At 51.7% G+C, this 23,822-nt stretch carries 20 protein-coding genes; 13 read left to right on the plus strand and 7 right to left on the minus strand.

The window, feature by feature from the left end; genetic code table 11:
* The first annotated feature begins 40 nt into the window (after positions 1-40).
* The 8 genes from pnpS (at position 41) to Pr1d_RS00750 (ending at position 7,816) form a co-directional block, all read left to right on the plus strand.
* Positions 41-1,819 carry a two-component system histidine kinase PnpS gene (pnpS, locus tag Pr1d_RS00715; RefSeq protein ID WP_148071709.1) on the plus strand — a complete coding sequence of 593 codons (1,779 nt, stop codon included), beginning with the start codon at positions 41-43 and terminating at the stop codon, positions 1,817-1,819.
* 151 nt (positions 1,820-1,970) lie between these two features.
* Positions 1,971-2,957 (plus strand): PstS family phosphate ABC transporter substrate-binding protein, encoded by a 987-nt coding sequence (locus Pr1d_RS00720; RefSeq protein ID WP_210417847.1) that lies wholly within the window; start codon positions 1,971-1,973, stop codon positions 2,955-2,957.
* Positions 2,958-3,042: 85 nt separating this feature from the next.
* Positions 3,043-3,975 (plus strand): phosphate ABC transporter permease subunit PstC, encoded by a 933-nt coding sequence (gene pstC / locus Pr1d_RS00725; protein WP_148071710.1) that lies wholly within the window; start codon positions 3,043-3,045, stop codon positions 3,973-3,975.
* Positions 3,972-4,850 (plus strand): phosphate ABC transporter permease PstA, encoded by an 879-nt coding sequence (gene pstA / locus Pr1d_RS00730; RefSeq protein ID WP_148071711.1) that lies wholly within the window; start codon positions 3,972-3,974, stop codon positions 4,848-4,850. The genes pstC and pstA overlap by 4 nt, the downstream gene beginning before the upstream one ends.
* 70 nt (positions 4,851-4,920) lie before the next feature.
* A complete protein-coding gene (gene pstB / locus Pr1d_RS00735; protein ID WP_238476607.1) occupies positions 4,921-5,811 on the plus strand; it encodes a phosphate ABC transporter ATP-binding protein PstB in 891 nt (296 codons plus the stop codon).
* A gap of 36 nt (positions 5,812-5,847) precedes the next feature.
* Entirely contained in the window at positions 5,848-6,519 is a 672-nt protein-coding gene (phoU, locus tag Pr1d_RS00740; protein WP_148071712.1) for a phosphate signaling complex protein PhoU, read from the plus strand.
* Between the two features lie 63 nt (positions 6,520-6,582).
* The gene (locus Pr1d_RS00745; RefSeq protein ID WP_148071713.1) at positions 6,583-7,287 is read left to right on the plus strand and encodes a response regulator; all 705 of its coding nucleotides are present in this window, start codon (positions 6,583-6,585) and stop codon (positions 7,285-7,287) included.
* Positions 7,288-7,507: 220 nt separating this feature from the next.
* Complete coding sequence (locus Pr1d_RS00750; RefSeq protein WP_148071714.1) at positions 7,508-7,816, plus strand: hypothetical protein; 309 nt, start codon at positions 7,508-7,510, stop codon at positions 7,814-7,816.
* Here the strand turns inward: Pr1d_RS00750 and Pr1d_RS00755 are convergent.
* The 6 genes from Pr1d_RS00755 to Pr1d_RS00780 all read right to left on the minus strand — a co-directional run bounded on the left by Pr1d_RS00755 (position 7,805) and on the right by Pr1d_RS00780 (position 16,301).
* Complete coding sequence (locus Pr1d_RS00755; protein WP_168204986.1) at positions 7,805-9,499, minus strand: family 10 glycosylhydrolase; 1,695 nt, start codon at positions 9,497-9,499, stop codon at positions 7,805-7,807. The two genes, Pr1d_RS00750 and Pr1d_RS00755, sit on opposite strands and share 12 nt — an antisense overlap.
* Before the next feature lie 28 nt (positions 9,500-9,527).
* Positions 9,528-11,270 carry an FAD-dependent oxidoreductase gene (locus Pr1d_RS00760; protein ID WP_148071716.1) on the minus strand — a complete coding sequence of 581 codons (1,743 nt, stop codon included), beginning with the start codon at positions 11,268-11,270 and terminating at the stop codon, positions 9,528-9,530.
* A gap of 27 nt (positions 11,271-11,297) precedes the next feature.
* Positions 11,298-13,142, minus strand: coding sequence for a sodium:solute symporter family transporter (locus Pr1d_RS00765; protein ID WP_148071717.1), 1,845 nt, complete (start codon positions 13,140-13,142; stop codon positions 11,298-11,300).
* Between the two features lie 78 nt (positions 13,143-13,220).
* Positions 13,221-14,276, minus strand: a complete 1,056-nt coding sequence (locus Pr1d_RS00770; RefSeq protein ID WP_148071718.1) for a Gfo/Idh/MocA family protein — start codon at positions 14,274-14,276, stop codon at positions 13,221-13,223.
* Complete coding sequence (locus tag Pr1d_RS00775; protein WP_148071719.1) at positions 14,273-15,190, minus strand: Gfo/Idh/MocA family oxidoreductase; 918 nt, start codon at positions 15,188-15,190, stop codon at positions 14,273-14,275. The genes Pr1d_RS00770 and Pr1d_RS00775 overlap by 4 nt, the downstream gene beginning before the upstream one ends.
* Before the next feature lie 19 nt (positions 15,191-15,209).
* Complete coding sequence (locus tag Pr1d_RS00780) at positions 15,210-16,301, minus strand: anhydro-N-acetylmuramic acid kinase (RefSeq protein ID WP_148071720.1); 1,092 nt, start codon at positions 16,299-16,301, stop codon at positions 15,210-15,212.
* A 364-nt stretch (positions 16,302-16,665) separates the two neighbouring features.
* Between Pr1d_RS00780 and Pr1d_RS00785 the strand changes: the two genes are divergently transcribed.
* Positions 16,666-17,838, plus strand: a complete 1,173-nt coding sequence (locus Pr1d_RS00785; protein WP_148071721.1) for an AraC family transcriptional regulator — start codon at positions 16,666-16,668, stop codon at positions 17,836-17,838.
* 7 nt (positions 17,839-17,845) lie between these two features.
* On the opposite strand, the gene Pr1d_RS00790 is transcribed toward Pr1d_RS00785, so the two are convergent.
* Positions 17,846-19,096: a DUF5009 domain-containing protein gene (locus tag Pr1d_RS00790; protein WP_168204987.1), complete on the minus strand. Its 1,251-nt coding sequence runs from the start codon at positions 19,094-19,096 to the stop codon at positions 17,846-17,848.
* Between the two features lie 422 nt (positions 19,097-19,518).
* Here Pr1d_RS00790 and Pr1d_RS00795 point away from each other — a divergent pair, with 422 nt between their 5' ends.
* From Pr1d_RS00795 to Pr1d_RS00810, 4 genes are all read left to right on the plus strand, one after another.
* A complete protein-coding gene (locus Pr1d_RS00795) occupies positions 19,519-20,568 on the plus strand; it encodes a PEP-CTERM sorting domain-containing protein (RefSeq protein WP_210417848.1) in 1,050 nt (349 codons plus the stop codon).
* A gap of 174 nt (positions 20,569-20,742) precedes the next feature.
* Complete coding sequence (locus Pr1d_RS00800; RefSeq protein ID WP_168204988.1) at positions 20,743-22,209, plus strand: DUF4623 domain-containing protein; 1,467 nt, start codon at positions 20,743-20,745, stop codon at positions 22,207-22,209.
* Positions 22,210-22,350: 141 nt separating this feature from the next.
* On the plus strand, positions 22,351-23,367 hold the full coding sequence (locus Pr1d_RS00805; protein ID WP_148076216.1) for a DUF1559 domain-containing protein: 1,017 nt from the start codon (positions 22,351-22,353) through the stop codon (positions 23,365-23,367).
* The gene (locus Pr1d_RS00810; protein WP_148071725.1) at positions 23,351-23,821 is read left to right on the plus strand and encodes a hypothetical protein; all 471 of its coding nucleotides are present in this window, start codon (positions 23,351-23,353) and stop codon (positions 23,819-23,821) included. The genes Pr1d_RS00805 and Pr1d_RS00810 overlap by 17 nt, the downstream gene beginning before the upstream one ends.
* Position 23,822 lies beyond the last annotated feature (1 nt).

Here is a 23,822-nt window from a genome sequence, read left to right on the forward strand (position 1 = left end):
AGTCTTGCTGAATGAATCCCCAACGACCACGATATCATTCATGTGGTCCTCGCAAATCTTCTGGAAACTGTTTGTCGCCTCTGCGATGCTTGTCATCTTGGCAGTCGCCGCGTGCATGGCAATCGTCTCCGGCTGGCAGGAAGAGCAATTTATCGAGCAAGCGCGTCACCGACTCCGGGACACTGCAAAACTAGTCCGAGAGGACCTGGGATCAGATTTAGCCACAGAAAATCGCCAGCAATTACAAGAAAAACTCCGCCGGATAGGCTCGAGTACTGATATTCGATTTACCATCGTCGATGCCAAAGGGAATGTTCTGGCCGACTCCGAACGCGATTCGCTTTCCTCGGTCGACGCTATGGAAAATCACCTCGCCCGGAAAGAATTCGCCCAGGCCTCTCACGAGGGGGAGGGTCAATCCCGCCGTCGCAGCCCGACGCTAGGAATCCCTTTCTTATATTACTCCCTATCTATTCGAGATGGGGACAACACCGTAGGCTTCGTCCGAGCGGCGCTGCCAGTGGTACCTCTCAATGAGCAAGTAAAGTCCACAAACAAATTAATCGGCTTGGTGGGCTTGGGAGTTGCTCTCACTTGCCTACTATTCGCCTATTGGCTAACTAAGCGGCTGGTGAGCCCAATAAATGTGCTTACCGATGCTGCCGAGGCAGTCGCAGAAGGTCGCTATTCCGAACGGGTTCGTATCCATTCCAACGACGAATTGGGACGCCTCGCCCGCTCCTTCGAACATATGAGTAGCGAACTCGGAACCCGGGAAACCCAACTGCGTGAAAGCATCGAACGACAAACGACTGTACTCGAAGGTATGGTAGAAGGAGTCCTTGCCGTCGATCGCCAGGAACACGTGCTGTTTGCCAATACGGCTGCCGGAAAGAAGCTGAATTTCGAGCCAGACAAGGTTGCTGGCCTACCGCTTCTGGAAGTGGTTCGCAGCCATGAACTCCGCTCACTTCTTCAGCAAGCACTTAAGAGCAGCAAGCCTATTCGAGGAGAAGTTGCCTGGCAGACAAAGAACAGTTTACTTACCCTCGACGTTCAGGCCACCCAACTAGCCGGCACTCCTCCAGCTGGCGTGGTGCTAGTTTTGCACGACATCTCAGAATTGAAACGGCTTGAAGGCCTACGCCAGCAGTTTGTTGCCAACGTATCCCATGAACTCAAGACCCCTCTCAGTTCAATCAAGGCTTACACCGAGACACTTCTGAATGGAGCATTGGAAGATACCGAGCATGCCCGACAGTTCCTCACCCGTATCGACGATCAAACATCTCGCCTGCACGAATTAATACTCGATCTTTTGAGTATCGCCCGCATCGAATCCGGACAGGCCACGCTGGAAGTTACCAATCTCTTGCTCAGCAAGGTCGTCCGAACTTGTCTCGATGATTTTGAAGAAAGATCTAAGGCAGGGGGAATCACTCTTAAAAACCAAGTTGCCGAACAGCAACTGCGGGTACAAGCGGATGAGGAGAGTCTCGTGCAGATACTAAGCAATTTGATCGACAATGCGATCAAATATACTCCGGCCGGAGGCACTGTCACTGTTAGCAGTCACACCGAGGGAGAAATAGCAGTCATCGAGGTCACCGACACGGGCATAGGCATCGAGAGCGAGCATCACGAACGGCTCTTCGAGCGATTTTACCGTGTCGACAAGGCCCGATCCCGAGAACTGGGAGGCACCGGCCTGGGATTGGCGATAGTAAAGCATCTCTGCCAGGCCATGCAGGGCAGTATTTCCGTCAAGAGTACCCCCGGTCAGGGGAGTACCTTTGCGGTCCGACTCCGATTGGCCTAGAAGCGCCAAAGCCGCATACAGCTCACTTTTGCCGCACTTTTTCGGCGTCCCCAATTCGTGAAGAATTCTTCACAGTTTCTTCACAAACAACAGTTAGAGTAACCAAAGGACTTGGGTACTCCTATTCAAATCATGAAGTGAGAGGAAAAAAGTGCATATTTCACGTCGCTTGCAGAGATCTACAGGGATGGTTTTGGCATGTCTGCTTCTAATTGCTGGTTGTAGCAAATCAGCCATAACTCCTTCCGAATCGGGGTCGCCATCCGTGGAAGGGACTGCCTCACCTAGTGGGAGCATCCGCATCGATGGTTCGAGTACCGTCTTCCCCATCTCCATGGCCGTCGCCGAAGAGTTTGGCTCAGCCTTCCCCAAGATCAAAGTCCCGGTCAAGCAATCGGGAACGGGCGGGGGCATGAAGCAATTCACCGTCGGAGAAGTTGATATCTGCGATGCCTCGCGTGAGATCAAGGAATCCGAAGTCGAAGCCTGTAAAGCAAATGGTGTCGAGTACATCGAACTGACGGTCGCATTCGATGGAATGGCAGTTGTGGCAAATCCTGAAAACGATTGGTGCGATTGCATAACCGTCGAGCAACTCAAAAACATATGGCGTCCTGAGAGCGATGGCCAGATCACCAAATGGAGCGACGTGAATCCGGACTGGCCCGATGAAGAATTGAAACTCTATGGCCCTGGCACCGACTCCGGTACTTTCGAATACTTTACCGAAGCTGTTGTCGGGGAAGCCCGTGCCAGTCGGCCCGATTACACAGCCAGCGAAAATGACAATGCCCTTGTCCGAGGCGTAGCCGCCGACAAGGGAGCACTCGGATACTTCGGCTATGCGTACTTCGCCGAAAACAAAGATCAGCTCAAACTGCTCTCAGTCAATGACGGCAAGGATTGTGTGGCTCCTAGCGAGGAAACCGTGCGAGACGGCACCTACACTCCGCTGTCTCGTCCTCTGTTTATCTATGTAAGCAAAGAATCGCTCACGAGACCAGAAGTTGTAAAGTTCATTAAATTCTATCTAGACAACGTGGAGCAACTTTCTAGCGAGGTGGGCTATGTCCCAATTACCGAGGCCGTTGCCAAAGAAAACAACAAGCTTTTGGAAGAAGCTTTAAACAAAAGTTAGCGTTGAGTGATATGGCCCCTGTTCCAGAGGGACCACTCTCGATATGACTTTCCCCGTGGAAATCTCAAGTCAGAATTCGCTTAGTATGCCATCACTTTCAGCAACCGAGACATTGATTGCCTCCAGCGGTCGCAGAAGCTTTCGTGCCGTATTTGAAATTATCCTGCATTCCGTGTTGCTGCTTTGTGCTGTAGTTTCAATCATCACAACGGTCGGCATCGTCCTGGTGCTGTTGATTGAGTCGCTTCAGTTTTTTCGCGATGTCTCCGTCTGGGAGTTTCTTACCGGAACGAAATGGTCGCCCCTCTTGAAGCCCCAGCACTTTGGCATCTTGCCTCTGTTTTGCGGGACTTTTCTCGTGGCGGCCGGCTCGGCTGTGGTCGCCATCCCCATAGGCTTGGGCACGGCCGTTTTCCTAAGTGAATATGCCTCCCCGCTAATACGCGACATTGTGAAGCCTTTGCTCGAAGTGCTCGCTGGAATTCCCTCAGTGGTGTATGGCTATCTGGCCGTTGTCTTCGTTTCTCCCATCATTAAGAGCCTCTTTGCCAGTGCAGAATTATTCAATGCTGCAAATGCCTGCATTGTCGTCGGCTTCATGATTCTACCGACCATCATTTCGCTCAGCGAAGACGTGCTACGCTCTGTCCCCCGCAGCTTGCGCGAGGCCGCCTATGCCCTCGGAGCAACGAAGCTGGATGTTACCGTCGGTGTTGTCGTCCCGGCAGCTATGTCCGGAATCATGGCTTCCTTCCTACTGGCAATTGCACGAGCAGTCGGTGAGACGATGGCGGTCACCCTAGCGGCCGGTGCCACGCCCAAGCTAACACTCAATCCGCTTGAGAGCATCCAAACCATGACCGCCTATATTGTGCAAGTCAGCCAAGGAGACACACCAGCAGGCACACTTGAATACCGCACCATTTTTGCCGTCGGTCTTACATTGTTCATTTTCACGCTCCTATTAAACGTGATCGCACAATGGATTCTTTCTCGCGTCCGGGAGAAATACGAATGAACCTCTCCCAACATTCCAAAGGTCGACCTTATGCAAAATTCGCTTCAAGCTGCTTTGCAGTCCTCTGCGGATTCTGTACAGTCTTAAGCGTCTCGGTTCTGGTCCTACTCCTATGGAATGTCTGCAGCTACGGTTGGAGCTCGCTCTCTTGGGACTTTCTCACAAGCTGGCCTTCTCGATTTGCCGACAAGAGTGGCATCTGGTCTGCGTTGATTGGAAGTCTCTATTTGATCGGCGTGACTGCCGCGGTATCCGTTCCAATCGGGGTTGGTGCAGCGATCTATCTGGAAGAATATGCTCCCCCAAGTCGGTGGCGCACTCTGGTACAAATTAATATTGCCAACCTGGCAGGCGTTCCTTCGATCGTCTATGGCATATTGGGGCTTGGCCTTTTCGTACGCATGATGCAACTTAATCGCAGCGTGATCGCCGGCGGACTTACCTTAACCTTGGTCGTTCTTCCAATCGTCATCCTCTCCGCTCAAGAATCGCTACGGGCGGTTCCTAGTACAATCCGACAAGCTTCCTACGCTCTAGGCGCTACCCGCTGGCAAACGATCTGGCATCAATTGCTTCCTGTTGCCCTCCCTGGGATAATGACGGGAGTGATTCTGTCCTTGTCGCGAGCCTTAGGAGAAGCAGCTCCCTTAGTTGCCATTGGGGCGGCCACCTACGTACGATTCACCCCCAGTAACTTATTTACCGACGAGTTTAGCGCACTACCCATTCAGATTTTCAATTGGACAGATCAACCTCAAAAAGGCTTTCATGAGGTCGCCGCGGCTGGCATTATCGTACTATTGATCGTGTTAATCTCCATGAATGCATTGGCTGTAATCCTCCGACAAAGATTCAGCAAGAAAATCCGCTGGTAAGAATTGCGACACTAGAAATCATTCCCCAGTAACAAGCAATCAATTCCCTAAGAACCTGAGTACTGAATCAATGGCTCTCAAAACTCTGTTAGCCGAAGAGGAAACTCCCATGAGCGAAGCGGCCTCTCCGAAGCCATCCCTCCGTGTGACGACCCCGACCGTACGGCGACCAGCTACGGATCGCGACGAAACGGATTTTACCCAGAGGGCGAATAAAGTTGTGGCTAACAACGTCGACTTCTTCTACGGTGCCCATCAGGCACTCCATGACATCAGTTTCAATATGCCTGAAAACTGTGTGACCGCTTTGATCGGCCCCTCAGGCTGCGGCAAGAGCACCTTCCTACGGTGCTTGAATCGCATGAATGACATGATCGACGAGACTGCTCTGAATGGCCAGATCCTGCTTGATGGCATGGATATCTATCAGCGGGGCACCGATGTGGTCGAACTACGCAAACGAGTAGGAATGGTCTTCCAGAAATCGAATCCTTTTCCCAAGTCAATTTACGAGAACGTGGCCTACGGACCTCGTGTAGCGGGAGTCAAGAGACGCGATGTCCTTGACGAGATTGTTGAGAGATGTCTTCAGCAGGCCGCTTTGTGGGATGAGGTCGAAAATCGCCTGAACGATTCGGCTCTGCAACTATCCGGCGGGCAACAGCAACGGCTTTGTATTGCTCGCGCCCTGGCAACCAACCCGGCAGTATTGCTGATGGACGAACCTGCCTCGGCATTGGATCCCAAATCAACTGCCGCAATCGAAGACCTAATTTTCGAGCTTAAATCAAACTACACCATTGTCATTGTCACCCACAACATGCAACAAGCGGCACGCGTGTCTGACCAAACGGCGTTCTTCTACGAAGGCCATTTGGTCGAGGTGGGTGCAACTACTGACATGTTCACCAACCCGGGTGAGAAGAAAACAGAAGATTATATTACGGGCCGCTTTGGTTAAGGGCATATTTACCTACTCACAATACCCACTTTTACTATGTCAAAACATCTCAGCCGTGATCTGGAAGCCCTCGAACAGGACCTCCTCGCCCAATCCTCTATTGTGGAGGGAATGATCCTGCGCGCCAGCCATGCAATCGCAGAACTGCAATCGGGCCTCTTGGTAAAACTGCTTGCTGATGAAGATCAGGTAAATCGTGGAGAGGTCCGCATCGAAGAAGAGTGTCTAAAGCTTTTGGCACTCCATCAACCCGTGGCGGTTGACTTGCGACGTGTCGCGACGGTGATGAAAATCAATGCCGATTTGGAACGAATCGCCGACTTGGCCGTCAATTTGGGCCAGCGGGCTCAGAGCCTTGTACGGTTCACTTCTTTTCATTTTCCTGGACGTCTAGAGGAGATGGTTGATGTCGCAATTTCAATGGTCCGAGATGCAATAGATGCGTTCGTGCGGCTTGATGTCGATTTGGCTCGAGAAGTCCGATTACGCGATGATCAAGTGGACGACTTGAATCGGGAAGTGATCGACGATTTACAAGAAATGGTAAGATCTAATAAGGGTGATATCGAACCCGCCATGTATTACTTCTCAGCTTCACGCCATATCGAACGTATCGCCGACCATGCCACCAACATCGCTGAGGACGTCATCTACTTAGTTGACGGTGAGATCGCACGCCACCGGAACGAAGATTTATCATTTTTCTAATATCAGAATTCGGTCTTACCTACATAATCGTCCCTGGAAGGGGATAATTGAAAACAAATCACTATGGCAAAGGCAAGCATACTAATAGTTGAAGACGATCCTTCCTTAGGGGAGGTTCTCGACTACAATCTCCGGCAAGAAGGCTACCAAGTAGACCTCAGTCGTGACGGACAGCAAGGTCTGCGACATGCTCGCGAGCATTGCCCTGATCTGATTGTACTTGATCTCATGCTACCCATGATCGATGGACTAGAAGTCTGTCGGCAGTTGCGTGCTGATCCCAACACAAAGGATTTGTCGATCTTAATGCTCACAGCTCGCTCAGAAGAAAGCGATGAGCTAGTCGGCTTCACCGTGGGAGCCGACGACTATGTCACCAAGCCGTTCAGTGTCAAAGTTCTGCTGCAACGTATCAACGCTCTTTTGCGCCGGAAGGATAAGGGCAATGCCGATCGTGAGATTCTAGTCAGTCAGGGAATCATGATCGATCGAGTCCGTCACCGTGCCACTGCAGGTGGTATCGCACTTGATCTGACACCAAGCGAGTTCGGGCTACTCTCCGCTCTCATTCGTCAGCCTGGGAGAGCGTTCTCTCGGGCCGAGCTGATCGATTCCGCCCTGGGAGATGATGCCATCGTACTAGAGCGCACGATCGATGTGCATATCCGCTCTTTGCGGAAAAAGCTTGCTGCCCACGCCGATTTGATCCAAACGGTTCGCGGCATTGGGTATCGCCTACGCGATCCGACTGATCTCGTGCTGACATGAGATAAGTGCTTGGGGAGGCGAGAATTACACAGACTTCCGAGAAGCAAACCACACGTATTGAAGATTACTGGAGTGGCCAGCTTCATTCTGCTCTCTTTTCCCACCCACTTTCCTCTGTGGGCCTTCACCCTATGACAGTGAGAAAGCTTGACCTAGCCCAAAAGTGGCATCACTTTTGGGGGCAGGTCAGGCGTTATGCAACGATAGTCGGCAGTCACAATTGCTTCTTCTTCGTGGCTTGAGTGACCTGCTGCCCGGCTCGATCCCGGTAGCGATTGAACGCGTCACAGACGGCTGGAATCTCCACCGTGCCACCTTCGTTTTACAGCCTGGCAGCCGAATCAGGGTGTTGCTGGCAGCGCCCGCCTATACCAATAAAGCCAATACGCAGGCGATCTTTCGCAGAGGTACCGTCGTGATTACCCGCTGCTCGAACAACCGGCGTCGCAGCCAGGGCAGCAGTATCGGTAGAAACTTTGGTGAATTTACGACGAGAAACATCGGAAAGCAGTTTTATTCATGCTCGTAGTATCTTTCGGAAGAATTCTGATCTGCGACATCGGATTTGTGCAGACCCAATAAGAATAATCGTTGTAAGGAGTGCCGCCGATGAAGGTTCCGGTACACTAAACTGGCTTATGGACTCATCATTTTGCATCCAGCCGAAATTCATTTGCCAGTGGGCGAGGTCTAGTACGTCGACTTTGCCATCGGCATTGGCATCTCCGTCGAAGGCTGTCGCACCTGATGTCGTCCCTCGGCCGCGCTGCCAGGCAAGGAAATCGGTGCCATCGACGTTGTTGTCGCCGTCAAAGTCACCAAGGAAGGACGTTGCCGAGCGGCGATCAACCAATAACTCGACTTGAGTGGCACCTGGTACGAGCAATTGCTGTGCGCCGGCAGCAAGCTCCGCCACATTGAACTCAGTCCAGAAGCTGCCAATCTTGGCAACAATGCGATAGCGATCCGCGTCGATCACATTCACGTCCCACAAATTCCCGCCGGCGCTGGTGCCTATGAGTGGGGCAGGGCGATGGTCCGCAGCAAAGTTGGGGTTCTGGGCATGGCCTTGGCCAGCAACGTCGTAGAAAGCAGTTAGTTGATTTTCATAGAAGTCCAAGACTCCGCTTGAAAACCAGAGACTGTGACCGGCGGCACCTTCAGTGCGACTGCGTTGAATCATCGCTTCCACATCGGCATAGGGCGTGAGCGGAGAGGGATTGATTCGCAAACCGAAAACGAGCTTATCGAGATCATTGGGTTTGAATGGTGTGACCTGTTGGTTCACGATAGAGTTGAAACTAGAAAGTGAAGAGCGATACATTTGAATCGCGAATTCATCGAAAATTTCTTGTGATTCCCACAGAGGCCAATCTGCGTTGTAGTTCGTTGTTGAGAAAGAGGTAATCGATGGGCTTATGGAAAACTTGATTTCCGGGCGGGCCGTTTTTACGACCTTATAGAATTCAGCAGCAAAATCGGTCACCTTTTGTTGCCTCCAGGCACTGAACTGAGAATTCGAAGGCGACGTGGGAGCCGGGTTGCCGGTTTGAGAGGTGTAGAGGTTGATCGTTGTCGTGTCGAAGCCAAAGTTTATCGGCCATGCCATATGATCGTCGAATTGGATACCGTCCAGATCGTAACGATTGACCGCTTCGAGTGTCATGTTGATGATGAACTGCCGTACTTCCGGGACAGCAACATTCATGTAGGCGAATCCCCCATTCGTGCCATCCGCATATTCCCCCGCTTGGTTCTTGAGTAACCAGCCCCGGTTCTTCATATAGGTAGAAAGTGGATTGCTGGGGTTCCCTCCCCCTCCGATGTATTGACTCATCGCGCCGTATTCAAACCAGCCGTAATACTCCAACTGATTGCGATGAGCATGAATAAGCGTTTCCTGAACCAGATCTCTCGAAGAGCCGATGGTTGGGTTGCGGTCCGTTGTGCCGATGATCGACTTGAGAGTCTGAGAAGGATAATTCGTGTACCCGTTTTTCCACGTCTCAACATATGTCGTGTTCAATCCAACCGCGCGGAGATCTTCCATCGTAGCTTCGGTATTGAAACCTGACCGGACATGGTCAACACCTGTGGTGGTTAGCCATGTCCCGCGTACTTCAGGATTAGCTCCCTTCATGTAGGACGTCGGAAGCAAGCAGATCAGACATAGTAATAGGAGACGGATAATCACGGCAAATACCTTCGGCATTTCAAGTTTCTGTGAATCAGAATGATCGTTACTTGGTGGGAATAGTCCAGTCGATGGGGGTAAACTCTTTGACTCTTCGTTGCACTTCATGGATTTGTTCCAGAGCCTGTCTTGAATTCTTTCCTGTCTCTGCCATATAGGCTGCTGCGACTCCCGCAGCAGTGCCGGTAGACCATTCGATGGGGTGCAAGCGAGTTGCCGAGTTTGCGAGAAAGCTTTGGGCCATCGTCTTGCCCGCAACCAACAAATTGTCAAAGCGGTAGTGAGTCAAAGCTCGAAAGGGTAGATAGAAGGGGAGGGTATCGTGTGCAGCCTTGGTGTGTGCCGGATAAGTACAGGAGACTAACGGATGAATATCAGCCGCGTAGGCACCGAGGGCAATTCTGTCTGTGAACTTGGTGCCAGTAACCTGACTCGCTGGTCCAGAGAGGTCGTCGAACTTGAGAATGAAACCATCCAGTCCGATGGAACGTCGGGTATCGCGAATATAAGGGAGTTTGGCCAAACCGTGGTCGGTTCCCAATTCGGCACCATTCAGAGTAATCTGATCTGGCTCAATCGGAGCTGGAGCGTTTTGACGGAACCACTCATGCCAGCCAAACGCACGATGTTCGGCTGCAGACAAGACTCCTAGATCGATTCCACCCCGCCAATCGGCGAGTTCCGCTGTTGTGTCGGCAATCGACTTGAAAAGAAACCCGAAAGGATAGTCATTGCCACCCTCCTTGCGTCGGCCGGAATAACCCCAGTTTTGCAGGCACAGATCACCGGGTGAGGGCTTGTCTTTACCATGGATTCGACGATAGGTCCAAATAAGGTCCCAGGCATTCTCTTTCTCTGCATAATCGGCAAAGCCAAAAGTAGAGAGATCTTTTTCGCAAGTGGGTTGTTCCTGTGGAGTTGAATGCAGCTCTTGAACAAAACAATACACCGTGGCCTGGCCGCAAACGTCGTTGCTGCTGGTTTCGCCTTCCACGTGTTCAGCCCCCACCAAGTATTTGGCGCCAGACAAAGCCAGCAGTTCGCCCCATTCGGTTGCGTCAATGAAAATAGGTGCACGATCTGTGTGCGATCCAAAAAAGAGCACGTCCTTCGAAAATCGATCGCTTGGTTCCTGTGAATACCAGTCGGAGATGTCTTGTGAGGGTAGCCGATCATATCCCTTGGCTTCCAGATCTGGGGAGGGAATTCTACGAATGGCAGTGAGAGACTGGATCTTTCCAGAGTCTTCATCCACTTCGATCCGTTTGACCACCGTATCGAGAAACACGGTCAGATTATCGCCCGATTCCTTCTGAAGTGGTAGTAATTGTTGCTTGAGATAAATGCTTGGACGGAAGCAGAAACGGCTCACCCAGCAGTCGCCGCAATCTTGGAGTTGTTCTAGCGACTTGAGAAAACTCGGCGTCATGTTGCGGGGGTCGCGGGCGATTTGGGCTACATTCAGAAGCGGTTGTTGTGATTTCGAATCGCGGAGAGTGTGCCAAGCTTCATCTACGGCAGGAACCCCACTGGAGGTGAGTTGTCCTCCCACCCAATCGGTTGGTTCTAGTAGCGCCGTTTTTGCACCACAATTAGAAGAGGCAATTGCTGCTGCGAAGGCGGCCGTCGATCCCCCTGCGATCACAACGTCGTAATTATCGAGTTCGATGGTCTCAGCACATAATGTAGAGTCAGTGGGAAGTAAGTTACCGACAAGGCACGCCAAGAATACGGACAAGCAGACTGGAGCGAGAGAGAATCTTTGATAGAATGAGGGATGCAGTTTCATAGGTAGATGTTCCAATTGTCGTGCGCTTCAAACATGAGGAGCGATTTGGGAATCCTCCATTCTTTGAATGTGCCAACGGAATAGTGGTAGAAAGAGGGCCGCTCCTGCTAGGGAGATCAGGCCTAAAATGAGGGCTTGGGTATATTGGCCCACGACAATCTGTGAAATGCCAAGCACTGCCGAGGCGACCCATAAAGTACCTACTATAGCGATCAATGTCCCCGACAAGAGCAAGCGTGGCACAGGATTCAGATTTCCCTCTTCCGCCAAGACTTTCTTACGGATCGGTCCCCACCATCCTAAGGGACGAGCGCGATGATAAAAGTTGCAGAGGGTTGCTTCACTTTCAGGAGATGTAAAAAGAGCGACATTGAACCAGACAACAGTCGTCAGTCCAATCGAGATGACGGCTTGTAGCATTGCCATAGTATCAGCATTGGCAGGGCTGACTGCGATCTGGGCTGCCCACCACTCGTTGTGCGGCAGCAACCAACCCAGCCCGAAATAGACCAGAGGCCCAGAGACCATGGCCGCTATCCAAGAATAGAAGTTCACTCGCCACCACCACCATTGAGCCCAAAAAAAGGCTGCGCTGGAGGCAAACATTCCCGCGATAATAATAGCGATTCGAAACAGTGATTCCGCGGCCAGCATGACGCTCACTCCACAAGCCAAAATACCGAGCATGGCCAGCCGACCAACCCAAACGCACGTGCTGGAGTCGGGATCCAACCATTTGGATTCAGGAAGAATCTGGCGCAAGACGTCATTGACGAATGTTTGGGCACCATAGTTCATATGACTGTCAATCGTCGACATCACACTTGCCAGTAAAGCGGCCAATGCGATACCCAATACTCCTACGGGGAGATGTTCGTCCAAGAGCATTCCGTAAGTTTCTTCGCGTACACTTGGAGAGGCGTGATAAAGTTCAGGCCGACTGGCTAACAGCCCAAGTACGGGCAGCGTCAGCAGTAGCAACATCAAGTACAAAGCCCCAGCTGCCCAGATTGGCACTTTTGCTGCCTCGCGCGATGAACGGGCGGAGAAGAGTCGCTGACCATCGAGGTCCACACTTCCACCGCGTCCAATCGTCGGCACAATGAACCAAGCCAACACGACTAGTGGTCCCAGTACGGCATGCCCCGGCACGGGAAAGACGGACATAATTTGTTCGTGTTCTGCAGGGTGCGCAGTGACCAATTCCTCGGCCAGACCAACCGGTCCACCATGATCGACTAATACCGTTGCCAAGAGGATCACGCTTGCTAATACGATCACACCGGATTGCAACACGTCCGTAAAGACAACTCCGGCAAAACCAGAGATCCACACATAGGCGATTAGTAGGGGCAAGACGAGAGTAAGTGTTGTCACTTTGCTCTCAATGCCAAATACGGGGCTCAATATTTTATGTGTTCCCAAAAGCCCTGCACCTAGCCAAGGGATCATATTGATGGCAATCGCAAACAGAGCCGAGTACACTCGTACAAATTTCGCTCCATGCCCTCCGAAACGAATCGAATAGAATTCGGGGCCAGTGCGAATTCCCATGGATCGCCAGCGGACGGCAAAGAGGAGTGCCACGAGCATCCAAGCGAAAGTGAATCGCGATAAGTAGTACCATGCGATCGGAAGTCCGATCACGGCAGTCAAACCACAATAGAGAGGAGCGACATCGGCATTCATGGCCGTGACTGCATAGGAGATGCCATTGACCCAACCAGGAATTCTCCGCCCCGCCAGGTAATAACCTTCCTCGCCACCGCCAGTATGGAGAATGCGGCTGGCAAAAGCTCCCAGACCAAAACTCACGAGCAGATAGATGCCGATAACCACTGCATCGATCGTATGTGCTGTTGCGAATGGCATGTTGGCAGCTTCTTCAGTGTCGCCAATGTATTTCCGCTTGGCGGGATACTGGAGTTTAGATTGTGAGGAAGCAAAAAGTTACAAGGAGAGGGCTGTTTGACGTGTTCTGGAGGAATAGATTGCGTCGACAATCGCCTGCACCGCGCAGGCTTCTTTGTAGTCTGCCCCTTGTACAACACGAGTTTCAACGCTTCGTTGAAAGTCTTGAAACTGTTCGAGGAAAAAGTCGCCATCTTCTACGGTGAGAGACTCGTCTACAACCTTGCCATCGAGTTCTGAGGTGAACTGAACTTCGTTGCCAAACAATTCAAATCCAATGCCCGCTTGATCACCAAAAAATCCCATTACGGAATCAGGAAAGAACTTACGGGGATAATTACCTGCCCATGCCACATGTAGTTCGAGAGTGGAACCGTTCGTGAATCGGACCAGTGCTTGAGCGGCATCTTCCACGTCGCAAATGCCTGACAGGCTGGGGGGGCCAGCCCACATGTCCTCATAATGGTAGGATTCCATCCGGCGCCCAAAAGTTTCGAATGTTTGACCCATTACAGACTCGACCTCTGGAAAATCCATGATGTGACATGCTAAGTCGATAAGATGGACTCCGACGTCAATCATAGCACCTCCGCCTGAGAGTTCTTTGGTAGTGAACCACTTACCTAAACCTGGTACATTTCGGCGCAAGAACAGGTTGGCCTTGGCAGAATAGATCTCACCTAGTTTGCCTGAAACCGATAGTTGCTTCGCCAATTTGCCCACGCCGGTGTAGCGATGTACGAATCCAATTTGCAATACGCGCTGAGATGCTTCAGCTACTTGGGCAATTAGCTGACAATCATCGAGCGAGAGGGACATCGGCTTTTCAAGTAGAACATCTTTTCCGGCTTCTAGAGCCTCGATCGCAAATGACTTGTGCAGGAAATTAGGCACGCCGATAACGACTGCAGTGAGGGAATCATCTTCCCAAATGCGATCTGGACTTGAACAATAGCTAGCCTGGTATTCTTGGGCCAATGACTGACCAGCGGCTTCATTCTTATCGACTACCCATGCGATATCAGCTCCGGCTTGCCTGGCGGCGGCGGCATGTTTTTGTCCGATTGTCCCTGCTCCAATAATGCCTATCTTCATCGTTCTCTTACCTTTACTAGTTCAGACTGCTTCCAGTGTGGAGCCGGCAATAAATCTCTTTTCGCTGTGTCGCTGGCAATGAGTGCAAATCTTGACATAACTTGATCGGACATGGCCAAGTCCAGAATCCGGCGAATCACCATGGTTTCTCGGCGATCGATCAGTGCGGACCCTGCATCAAAGAAATCCAAAATTGCGGATGCTGCGTCGACAAACAAAGTATCTGTGTCCACGACTACATGTTCAGTGCCTTCATCGGTTATTAGAAACACGCTGAAGGGAATGTCGGCAGCTTCGTTGAAGTCGATGATTACCGTGCGATTATCACTGAATTTCAAAACATACTGGGGATGATTCAGGTTGCCTATTCGCATCAGTGCCACAATATCAGGTCCCATGGTGCTGACTGCTAGCTCCATGGGATGAATGCCGTATTCGGCAAACGAACTTCCTCCAGCGGTAACGAACATGCTCTGTACCGGTGAGGCAAGCCCTTGAACACGAAGTTGGATATTCGTGTTTCGCAGGGCTGAAGTTGTTTGCACCGGTACACCATATTGGTCCGCAAGCCGAAAGATTTGTTGGGCAGTTTTCTCATCAGGGGCAAATGTCTTGTCTACAAATGTCGGCTTCTGGTGAGGAAAAACTTGTTGGCAGAGTTCCCAATGAAGTTCGGGATTGGAAGGGGCCAAGATGGCAAAGTAATCGACCTCGTTAGCTAGTTGCTCCACAGAATCAAAATAGCGTAGATCGTGGGCCGACGCCCATTTTCCACTAGGTTCAGCCAATAATGCCGTGGCTCCTTCTACAGTATATCCGCGGCTTGCCAGAGGGCCTCGTAAGGCTTCTAGATAAACCCGCGCATGGAAATTATCCAGGTCATAGTCGACGAAACCGATGCGTTTGTATGTCATGCCAAATAATTTCTGAAAGCTATTCTTTTGTGGGCAAAGTCATCCAGCCAGCGCAATCTGCGCTGCGACAACCGGTTGTTTCTGGGGTCGTGATGGGCAAGCCTTTTGTGTGTCGCACTGCGAGCCAAGCGAAACATTCTGCGGCCATCGTGTGCGGATCCAGGCCACGCTCGCTTACATTCTTAACTGCCGAGAAGTGCTTCGAGAGCAGCTTGTTGATAACAGGGTGTTGGCTCCCTGGACCGGTAACCCACAGCAGATCGGGTAAGTCGGGAAGCTGCTTGACCGCGCACGCGAAGGCTTCAACTGTTATGGCACAAAGCGTGGCCGCACCATCGGGGACACTCAGTCCAGCAAGATCGATATGATCAAACTCATAGCGATCGGCAGACTTGGGCAAGTTACGAGAGAAAAACTTTGATTTCAACGCTTGCCGAACCACGCGAGCAACAGCTTTGCCTTCGATAGCCACCCGACCTTCCAGATCATGGGGCAACTCGGCCATTTCTTGGACCCACTCATTTAGTAGTCCCACTCCCGGGCCTGTATCGCCAGCGATTATATCGTTTTTCTTGCTCAGCCAGGTTACACTTGCCACGGAATCGAGATTGAGCATCAAGGCTGGTCGGGGCTCCTGGGCCATGAGGGCCCAATGGAACATGGCAACCAGAGGTCCTCCTTGGCCGCCAATCGCCATGTCATGACGCTGGAAGTCGCTCACGACAGGGAGCTTTGTTGATTCGGTGAGTTGCCAGGCATTACCAATTTGTAGGGTCAATCCTTTGCTAGGAATGTGGCGGAGGGTGTGCCCTTGGAAGCCAAGAACCTCTGCCTTTACCATTTCGTCAGAATATTTGTCCTTAAGCAACTCGAAGGCACTTATATGGTGCTGAGTGAGCCTGCTTTCGAGTCGCAAAAAATCTGTCAGGGGAAGATCGCTCTGGGTCGCCTCAAGGATTTGCCAGCGAAATTCGCTGTCGTAGGGCAGAAACAATCCTCCGAGGGGAATTATCTCGTCTCTACCATCGGTATCTATGAGCGCAGCTTCTACCCCATCGCCCGAAGTCGAGCTCGTCAAACCAACAGAACGAATAAGCGTGGAACGAGGCACTCTTCACCCTAGGAGGGGAGATTGGATAGGAGTCTCAGGCTTCAGTCTATCAATTGGCTGAGGCCATAGGCTCACAAGCAGCGCAGAAATTTCAGTATTTTGCGCATTGCTTGATATTCAGAATGTATAGTGGAATGAACGCTGAATTTTACGAGGAGCCCTTTAACCAAGAGGCCTCGAGGCTTGGTCATTCCACGCAAGGCTAAAAGTAATTTTTCATGTAAATTGAAACTGCGGAACCTGAAGAAACAGGGAAAGCACCCACAGGATTTCGATCTTTTTATCTATGTTTTGCGGAGTCTTTTCTTAATGCGATTGCATTCGGACCGCCCGTTACGAATTCCCTCGACTACGAACGACACAAATGTCTAAGAGAACAAGAAAACGGATCCCTGACGTTGCCGTCCTAGTTGAGACGGATCACAGCTGGGGGAGAGCTGTTGTACGCGGAATCGCGGACTATTGCAGCAAGTTCGGCCCTTGGAATCTTCTCACGGACCCCCGAGACTACAGCCGCCGCTGGTCAGTACCTGATCGTTGGCGAGGCAACGGCATCATAGCGCGGATTAGTACTCCGCCACAACTCGAAGTGATCTCTGAGATGGGGCTTCCGACGGTAGACGTTGATGATGTATTTCCCGATGCACCGGGAATAGGCCATGTCCGCACGAACGAGGCCGAGAGGGCTAAGATGGCGGTCAGCCATTTTCAAGGACGTGGGCTAAAACACTTTGCCTACTACGCTCCGCCGAGTAATGAGTACTCCAAAGAGTGTGAGAAGGCATTCGTTGCGGAATTGCATGCCCAGAATCTCACCTGCCATGTTTATAAGCCTGGCTATCGAGTAACTCGCCGCATTGATCGCGATGAACAGCATACGAGGGTACATCGATGGCTTCGTCACCTTCCGCGGCCGGTGGCAATATTTGCCGTCGATGCGCGTCGTGGCCTGGAACTTACAGAGGTTTGTAACCTTGAAGGAATTCCCGTTCCAGACGAGGTAGCCATCTTGGCAGCCGATACAGATGACCTCATATGCGAGCTAAGTACTCCACCCTTGTCGAGTATCTCGGTAGCGAGTCAAAGAATTGGCTACGAAGCTGCCGCCATGTTGCACGTCATGATGCAGGGCGAGGCTCCTCCTCCCAAGCCACGATTGATTTCGCCCACATGCGTGATAGGCATGCAATCAACCGATGTATTGGCAATAGACGACGTGATGATCATCAAGGCGATGCGATATATCCAGACTCACGTCTTCCAGGGGATCGTGGTAGCCGATGTGTTGAGAGAAGTACCTGTTTCGCGGCGATTCTTGGAGATGCAGTTCAAAAAGTATTTTGGTCGTTTGCCTGCAGAAGAGATTCGCCGGCTTCGACTCGAGCGTGGGAAAGAGTTGCTATCGCAATCAGATCTTTCGGTCGAAGCCATAGCAAACGCATGTGGATACGCGGGAACAACCCAATTTGGAGTGGCCTTTCGCAAACAATTTGGACAGATGCCACTTGCGTTTCGTAAGAAGTTGCGGGGCAAGTAACGGGGTCTCACACGCGGATGAATATCCCTCTTCGATAAAACCACCAGCAAGCCAGCCACCAGATTGCCAGCCAACTGAGCACAAAACTCCAGCCCGCAACGGCTGCAGATCCAGTGGCGTGTTCGGTCCAAGCGAGAAAACCCGCCGCCAAAGAATCGGATTCGCCGTCGGGGAGTCTGACGAGCCATTTGGTCAGTACCATTTTGAAAGTAACCTCCGCAGCGACATAAAGAGCCAAAGCGTTCATACCCCAAACACGCAACCACCATGCCGTCGTCCAATGATAGAGGTCGATCACAACAAAGAATCCGACGAACAGAAGCATCGCTGTACCAGCGGCTAGCAAGCAATAGGCTGGACTAAAGAACCACTTGCTGAAGGGGATCGTAAAATCACCTAAGATTCCTCCCCCAGTAGGTACATAGTCGTATTGCAACAGGAAACTGACCAGTACGATCGTTGATCCAGTAAGTACAACTCGGGAGGCACCTCTAAAAGTACGATTTGTCGCCAGAAATGATGACGTGAGACCACCCAAAACGGCGATCGCTGCCCCAGGGAGATATTCTTGGCTAGCTCCGAACCAACTGAAAAATGTCTTCCAGTAAGAGGGTTTGAGGTGTTCGAACGAATATATTTGCCGAAGCGCATCGAAATGCGCCCAGGTATGCGGTCCCATCGGGGCGTCAGTCGGTGCACGGGTTTCGGCAAGTGCGCTCGCCGCCTCCCAAGAGGGGACCATCATCGTAATCCAGCGGATGGCCAGGATTAGCACTACGAAGCCAATTCTCCAGCAACTGGGCAAGCACCAAATACAAACCGCAATGAAATAAGCTGCCCCGATAAGTTGGAGGATGTTCCACTGGAGTAAATTGTTCCAGCTTAGGGGTTGCGTGTAGGCTGAGCCAGCGACGGTCAGCAAGACGCCCAGAAGGTAGAGCGTTACCGCTCTTTTGGCGGCCGAAACGACAATTCCCGTGTGAGAGATCCCCCGTCGCCGCCGACTTGCTATCGAAAATGGGATTGATGCACCGGCAATAAACAAAAACCAGGGAAAGACCAGGTCGGCAAAAGTGGCACCCTGTTGCGGATCATTCCAGGGGACATGAAAGAACTGCTGGGGAAAAACGGACTCATTCCATGTCATATTGACTAGCAACATGGACCCGATCACGAAGCCACGAAAGGCATCAAGCGACAGCATTCTTTCATGCGTTTTGCCAAAATCGTCGGGTTCTTGGAGGCTGCGTTTTTCCATTTTCGGCTTATGTATCTGAGAGAATCTACAAGGGTCTGAACGGTTCAGGAGCGACCCACGTAGCATAGAGTGACTCCGAAAACCCTCTACCCGGTACAAGGGTGAACGCGCTAAAAAAAGTGGAGATTTGAAAGAACGGAGAATTCGATTTGGCCGCATGAAACATAGTGCAAAAGTGCGTTCTCATGCAGTTTTTTGCTTGCGCTTTCAGTGGATTATTTTGCGCCCGAAGTGTTTGCGGAATTGTCAAATCGCTTTTAGCATAAAGGAAGTGGACGTTTGTTTTACTCATCTCAGGGTTCACCAAGAATTGGGAAGATTATGAATCGCCGTCCAGTTTGCTTCGTCCACGGCGACTGGGCATCACCCTTAGTCCCACATCATGGGGAGGTAGTCTAATGGTTTTGAGAAAAAGTTATTTGATGGTCCTATGTGCGCTGATGTTGTTCAGTGCGAGTGAAAGAGCACAGGCTCTGATTCTGACGCCGCTCAACAGCTTTGGCGGTGGCGATGGATGGCTGGCGCCAGGTGAATCTGGCTTCAATCCTCAGACCAACGCAACTGTACGTGGCATCACTTACAATGAAGTCACCAACCGTGTATACGTTGTCGACCGTGACGGCGGCCTCTTCGTCGATGTTCTCGACGGTGACACCGGCCTGCCAGTCGGCTCGCTCGATGTCACCGGCATCACCGGTGGTACATTCGCCCTGAGCCAGATCGATGTCGCCGACGATGGCGCTATCTACGCTTCCAATCTCTCGACCTCCACTACCAGCAATTTCAAGGTCTACCGCTGGGCCAATGAGGCGGCCGTTCCGACTGTTGCTTTTGACGGCCCGGCCAACCGTGTCCGCACCGGCGACTCAATGGCCGTCATCGGTTCGGGCGCGAACACGCAGATCGTAGCTGCTGGAGGCAGCACCGCCGGCGAGGACTATGTGTTGCTCTCTACTGCTGACGGACTTTCCTACACTGCGAGCAATCCCGTCGCCGCAGGAGCTGCCAATGGTGCTTTCCGCCTGGGCATTGACTTCGACGGAGCCGGGAACGTGTTGGGATCGCAAACCGGCGCTTCCGGCCTGACTCAGGTAGCTACCTCTGGTGGACCCGCTACTGCCTTCGCTCGTACATCCGCTGGCGAAGCCCCAATAGCGTTTGACCCCGTCGATCAGCTCCTCGCCACCGTTGACATCAACTCCAGTCTCGTCCGCCTCTACGACGGCTCAGATCTGTCATTGCTATCCACGACTGGGTTAATGGATGACGCGAACCTCACCACCGCCTTCGTCAGTAATGGAAATGGCGTCGGAGACCTCAAGTTCGGCCGGCCCGCCTCTGGTGGGCTGCGGCTGTACGCCATGAACGCCAACAACGGTATTCAAGCGTTCCAGGTAGTGCCCGAGCCAGCTTCGCTGGGATTGTTGGGACTTTGTATGATTGGCCTAATGGCTGGTCGCCGAAGAATTTAGGCTACCAGAAAGTAGGAAAAAGAACGATTAATGGTTCGCTGCTTCATCGCGAGTGGAGCAGCGAACCGAGTTGTCATTTGTCGCCGACGTTCAACGCTCATACAAAGAGTGTCCGTCGGCGGCAGATTTTTGATAAAGTTTTTTTGCCCCTGAGACTTACGGGAGATGAGGAAGATGCGATACAAGCAACTCAAAATATGGGGCCTGAGTCTTTGGGCTCTGGTTGCACTTTGTGCTTCATCGGCTACAGCAGCAACACTTAATCCACTCACCACCTTCGGCGGAGCAGACCCTGGTTGGCGGGCTCCAGCCGAACTTCTTCCCGGCGACGTCGCCAGCGCCGACACTAATTCCGATGGTTTTTACGACTTCCTGTGGGATGTAAACGACGGCATCGGATTTCCCGACCTCGAACGGGGCATCGCCTACAATGCAACCACTGGCAATTTGCTGCTCCTGAGCCGCTTTGGAAATCCCGATACGGTAAAAGGACTGCGCATTCTCGATGGCTCGACGGGAGTCGATAAGGGTTTCGTCGACTTTGACACGACCAACGTCACGGGTGGTACCTTTACGCGGAACATGATTGGCGTCGCGGAAGATGGCGCGATCTACATGGCCAACTTAACCACGAACGTCACCAGCAACCCATTCAAGATTTATCGCTGGGATAATGAAGCCGCTGCTTCTCCGACGTTAGCCTACAGCGGTGCTCCGCTTGCTGGTGCACGTCTGGGAGACACATTCGACGTGATAGGAAGCGGAGCGAACACTCGTTTGGTTGCAGGATATGCCCGCAATCCCAGCGTGTCTGGGAACAACAGTTTTGCGATCTTCGACACAATCGATGGCTTGAATTTTACGGCTACGAATGTCAGTGTAGCAAGCACACCGCCTGATGGAGGCGATTTCGGATTAGGCATAACCTTTCAAGATGAGGATACAGTCATTGGAATGGGGTCTTTCAGTACGACAACGACCCAACCGCGGATTGTCGACGTTTCTGGGAGTACAGGCACTCTAACTGACAGTTTCGCAACGGATGGTTTCACGCTACGTCCAATGGATTTTGCTATCATTGATGGTCGGCCAATCTTGGCGATCATGGAAGCGAGCAACTCGACCGATCCGATCGCACGTGCACGGTTGTTTGTCTACGACATGTCGGATCTTTCGCTCCCATTGGCCGAGAGGAAGATCGCCGAAGCAAGTGCTTTGCCTACCGGCATGATTCAAAATGCAAACATCAATGGAACTGGACAGGTAAAGTTTGGCCCGATTGAAGGCCGGACGGCGATCATCTACGGCCTCAGTACCAACAATGGCATCCAAGCGTTTGAATTAACTATCGATCCTGTCAGTTCCGACGATGCAGATTTCGACGGCGATGGAAATGTCGATGGCCAAGATTTTCTTACCTGGCAGCGAAATTTTGGGCTGATAGGTGGTGCTACGCTCATGGATGGCGATGCCAATGGCGACCAGAATGTAGACGGTCTGGATCTCAGTGTCTGGCAGAACCAATACGGCACAGTACCCCCTCTGTCAGCGGCAGTAGTAGCTGTGCCTGAACCGGCAACGGCTTGGTTGGCATTGAGCGGCTTGGTCTGCTTCTGGACGAGCCGACGCAACAGTCGATGAGGCAGTGCATTTTTGGCGCTGCCGGTAGGGGTAGCTCGGCAGCGCCATATCCGATTCAAGGCGATTCGTGGCGATGTGAGTTATTCTTCAGTTCAGTCTAGCCACCAATCTGAGGTTACTCTCCATAGGAGCATGTGAACTATGCAAAGATTACCCCGTACCAAAACCCACGTAGGGTTCACCTTGGTAGAACTTCTGGTAGTGATTGCGATTATCGGGGTACTGGTGGCTCTTTTGCTCCCCGCAGTGCAAGCAGCACGAGAAGCTGCCCGAAGAGTTCAATGCAGCAACAACCTGCATCAATTGGGACTCGGCGCGCAAAACTATGCTTCGACCAAGAATGCACTTCCAATGGGATATGGCAGAACCCTTGAGCACGTGGAAGAGAACATAAATTTTGTTAAGCATGGTCTGTTTACCGATATTTTACCATATATGGAACAGGGCAACATCTACGATCAGATGGTTTTCAACTATTACGAAACTGGACAGCAATACCATGACGATCCCGTGCGGGACACTGTTATAGACAGTTTTATTTGTCCCTCTTGGCCAGATGACAAAGTTACACTCTCTGCAGATCCCGGCTACGAGTACGAATTGGGTGCCCTGAATACTTATACAGGAGTTGGCGGGGCGGTTCGAAATCGTGGTGAAACACTCATCGCTTCCTCGTTCGGTGCGATACCGGACAACGGAGCGTTTCTCTTGGAGGAAATTAGATACGGGGGTGGGGCACGTCCCAGAATTGCAAGAATCGGCCGGGAGAGAAGGCTTTCAGAGATTCTGGACGGACAAAGCAATACTTTCATGATTGGGGAGTTCGTCCACCGAGCCTGCTGCTTGGGGCAATTGGTAGAAACACCGCCGGGAAATGTGCGTCCTTGGTATGTTTCAGGTTTCTCTGACGGGCCCTACGGATTTAAGGTCCTGGAGACTTCGCCAAATGCTTGTGTCGTAAGAAACTCGGGTGACTGCGTGACAGGAAATGCGATAAACTTCAATTATCTTCCATTGGGAAGTTTTCACCCTGGCATTACTCAGATTGTCAATGTGGATGGGAGCGTTCACTCGATTGCCGATGAGATCGACATTGAAATTTATAAGGATTTGGCCACTGCAAATGGTGAGGAACCTGTTAATGCTGCGGCTTTCTAGGGCAGGGGCGTCTCAACAAGCCTGGTTAGGGTTGCTAATTTCTTTGGCAGCGACCTTAACTGGTTGCGATCATGGTCCTCAGGTGGTTCCAGTCGAAGGCACGGTCTACTACAACGACGAACCACTTCCCTTTGGAAGCGTGATGTTCCAACCACAAATGGGCCAGCCCGCGGGAGCAAGGCTCAATGAAGATGGCACGTTTGAACTAAGTACCTTTTCTGAATTCGATGGAGCAATCGTCGGCCAACACAAGGTGAAAGTCACCTGCTATGCCTCACAAAGTCCTCAAATTGAAAACAAGAAGTCAGTCGGAGAACAAACACTCGGTCCAAGCTTGATTCCGGAGAAGTACACGTATTCTGATCAAAGTGGGCTTTCTGTAGAAATCCTATCCGTAGGAAATCAACCTATCGAACTCCGACTCACAGGTCCACCGCTCAAGTTGCCTCGCTGAT

This window comes from Bythopirellula goksoeyrii, assembly GCF_008065115.1.
GTDB classification, from domain to species: Bacteria; Planctomycetota; Planctomycetia; order Pirellulales; family Lacipirellulaceae; genus Bythopirellula; species Bythopirellula goksoeyrii.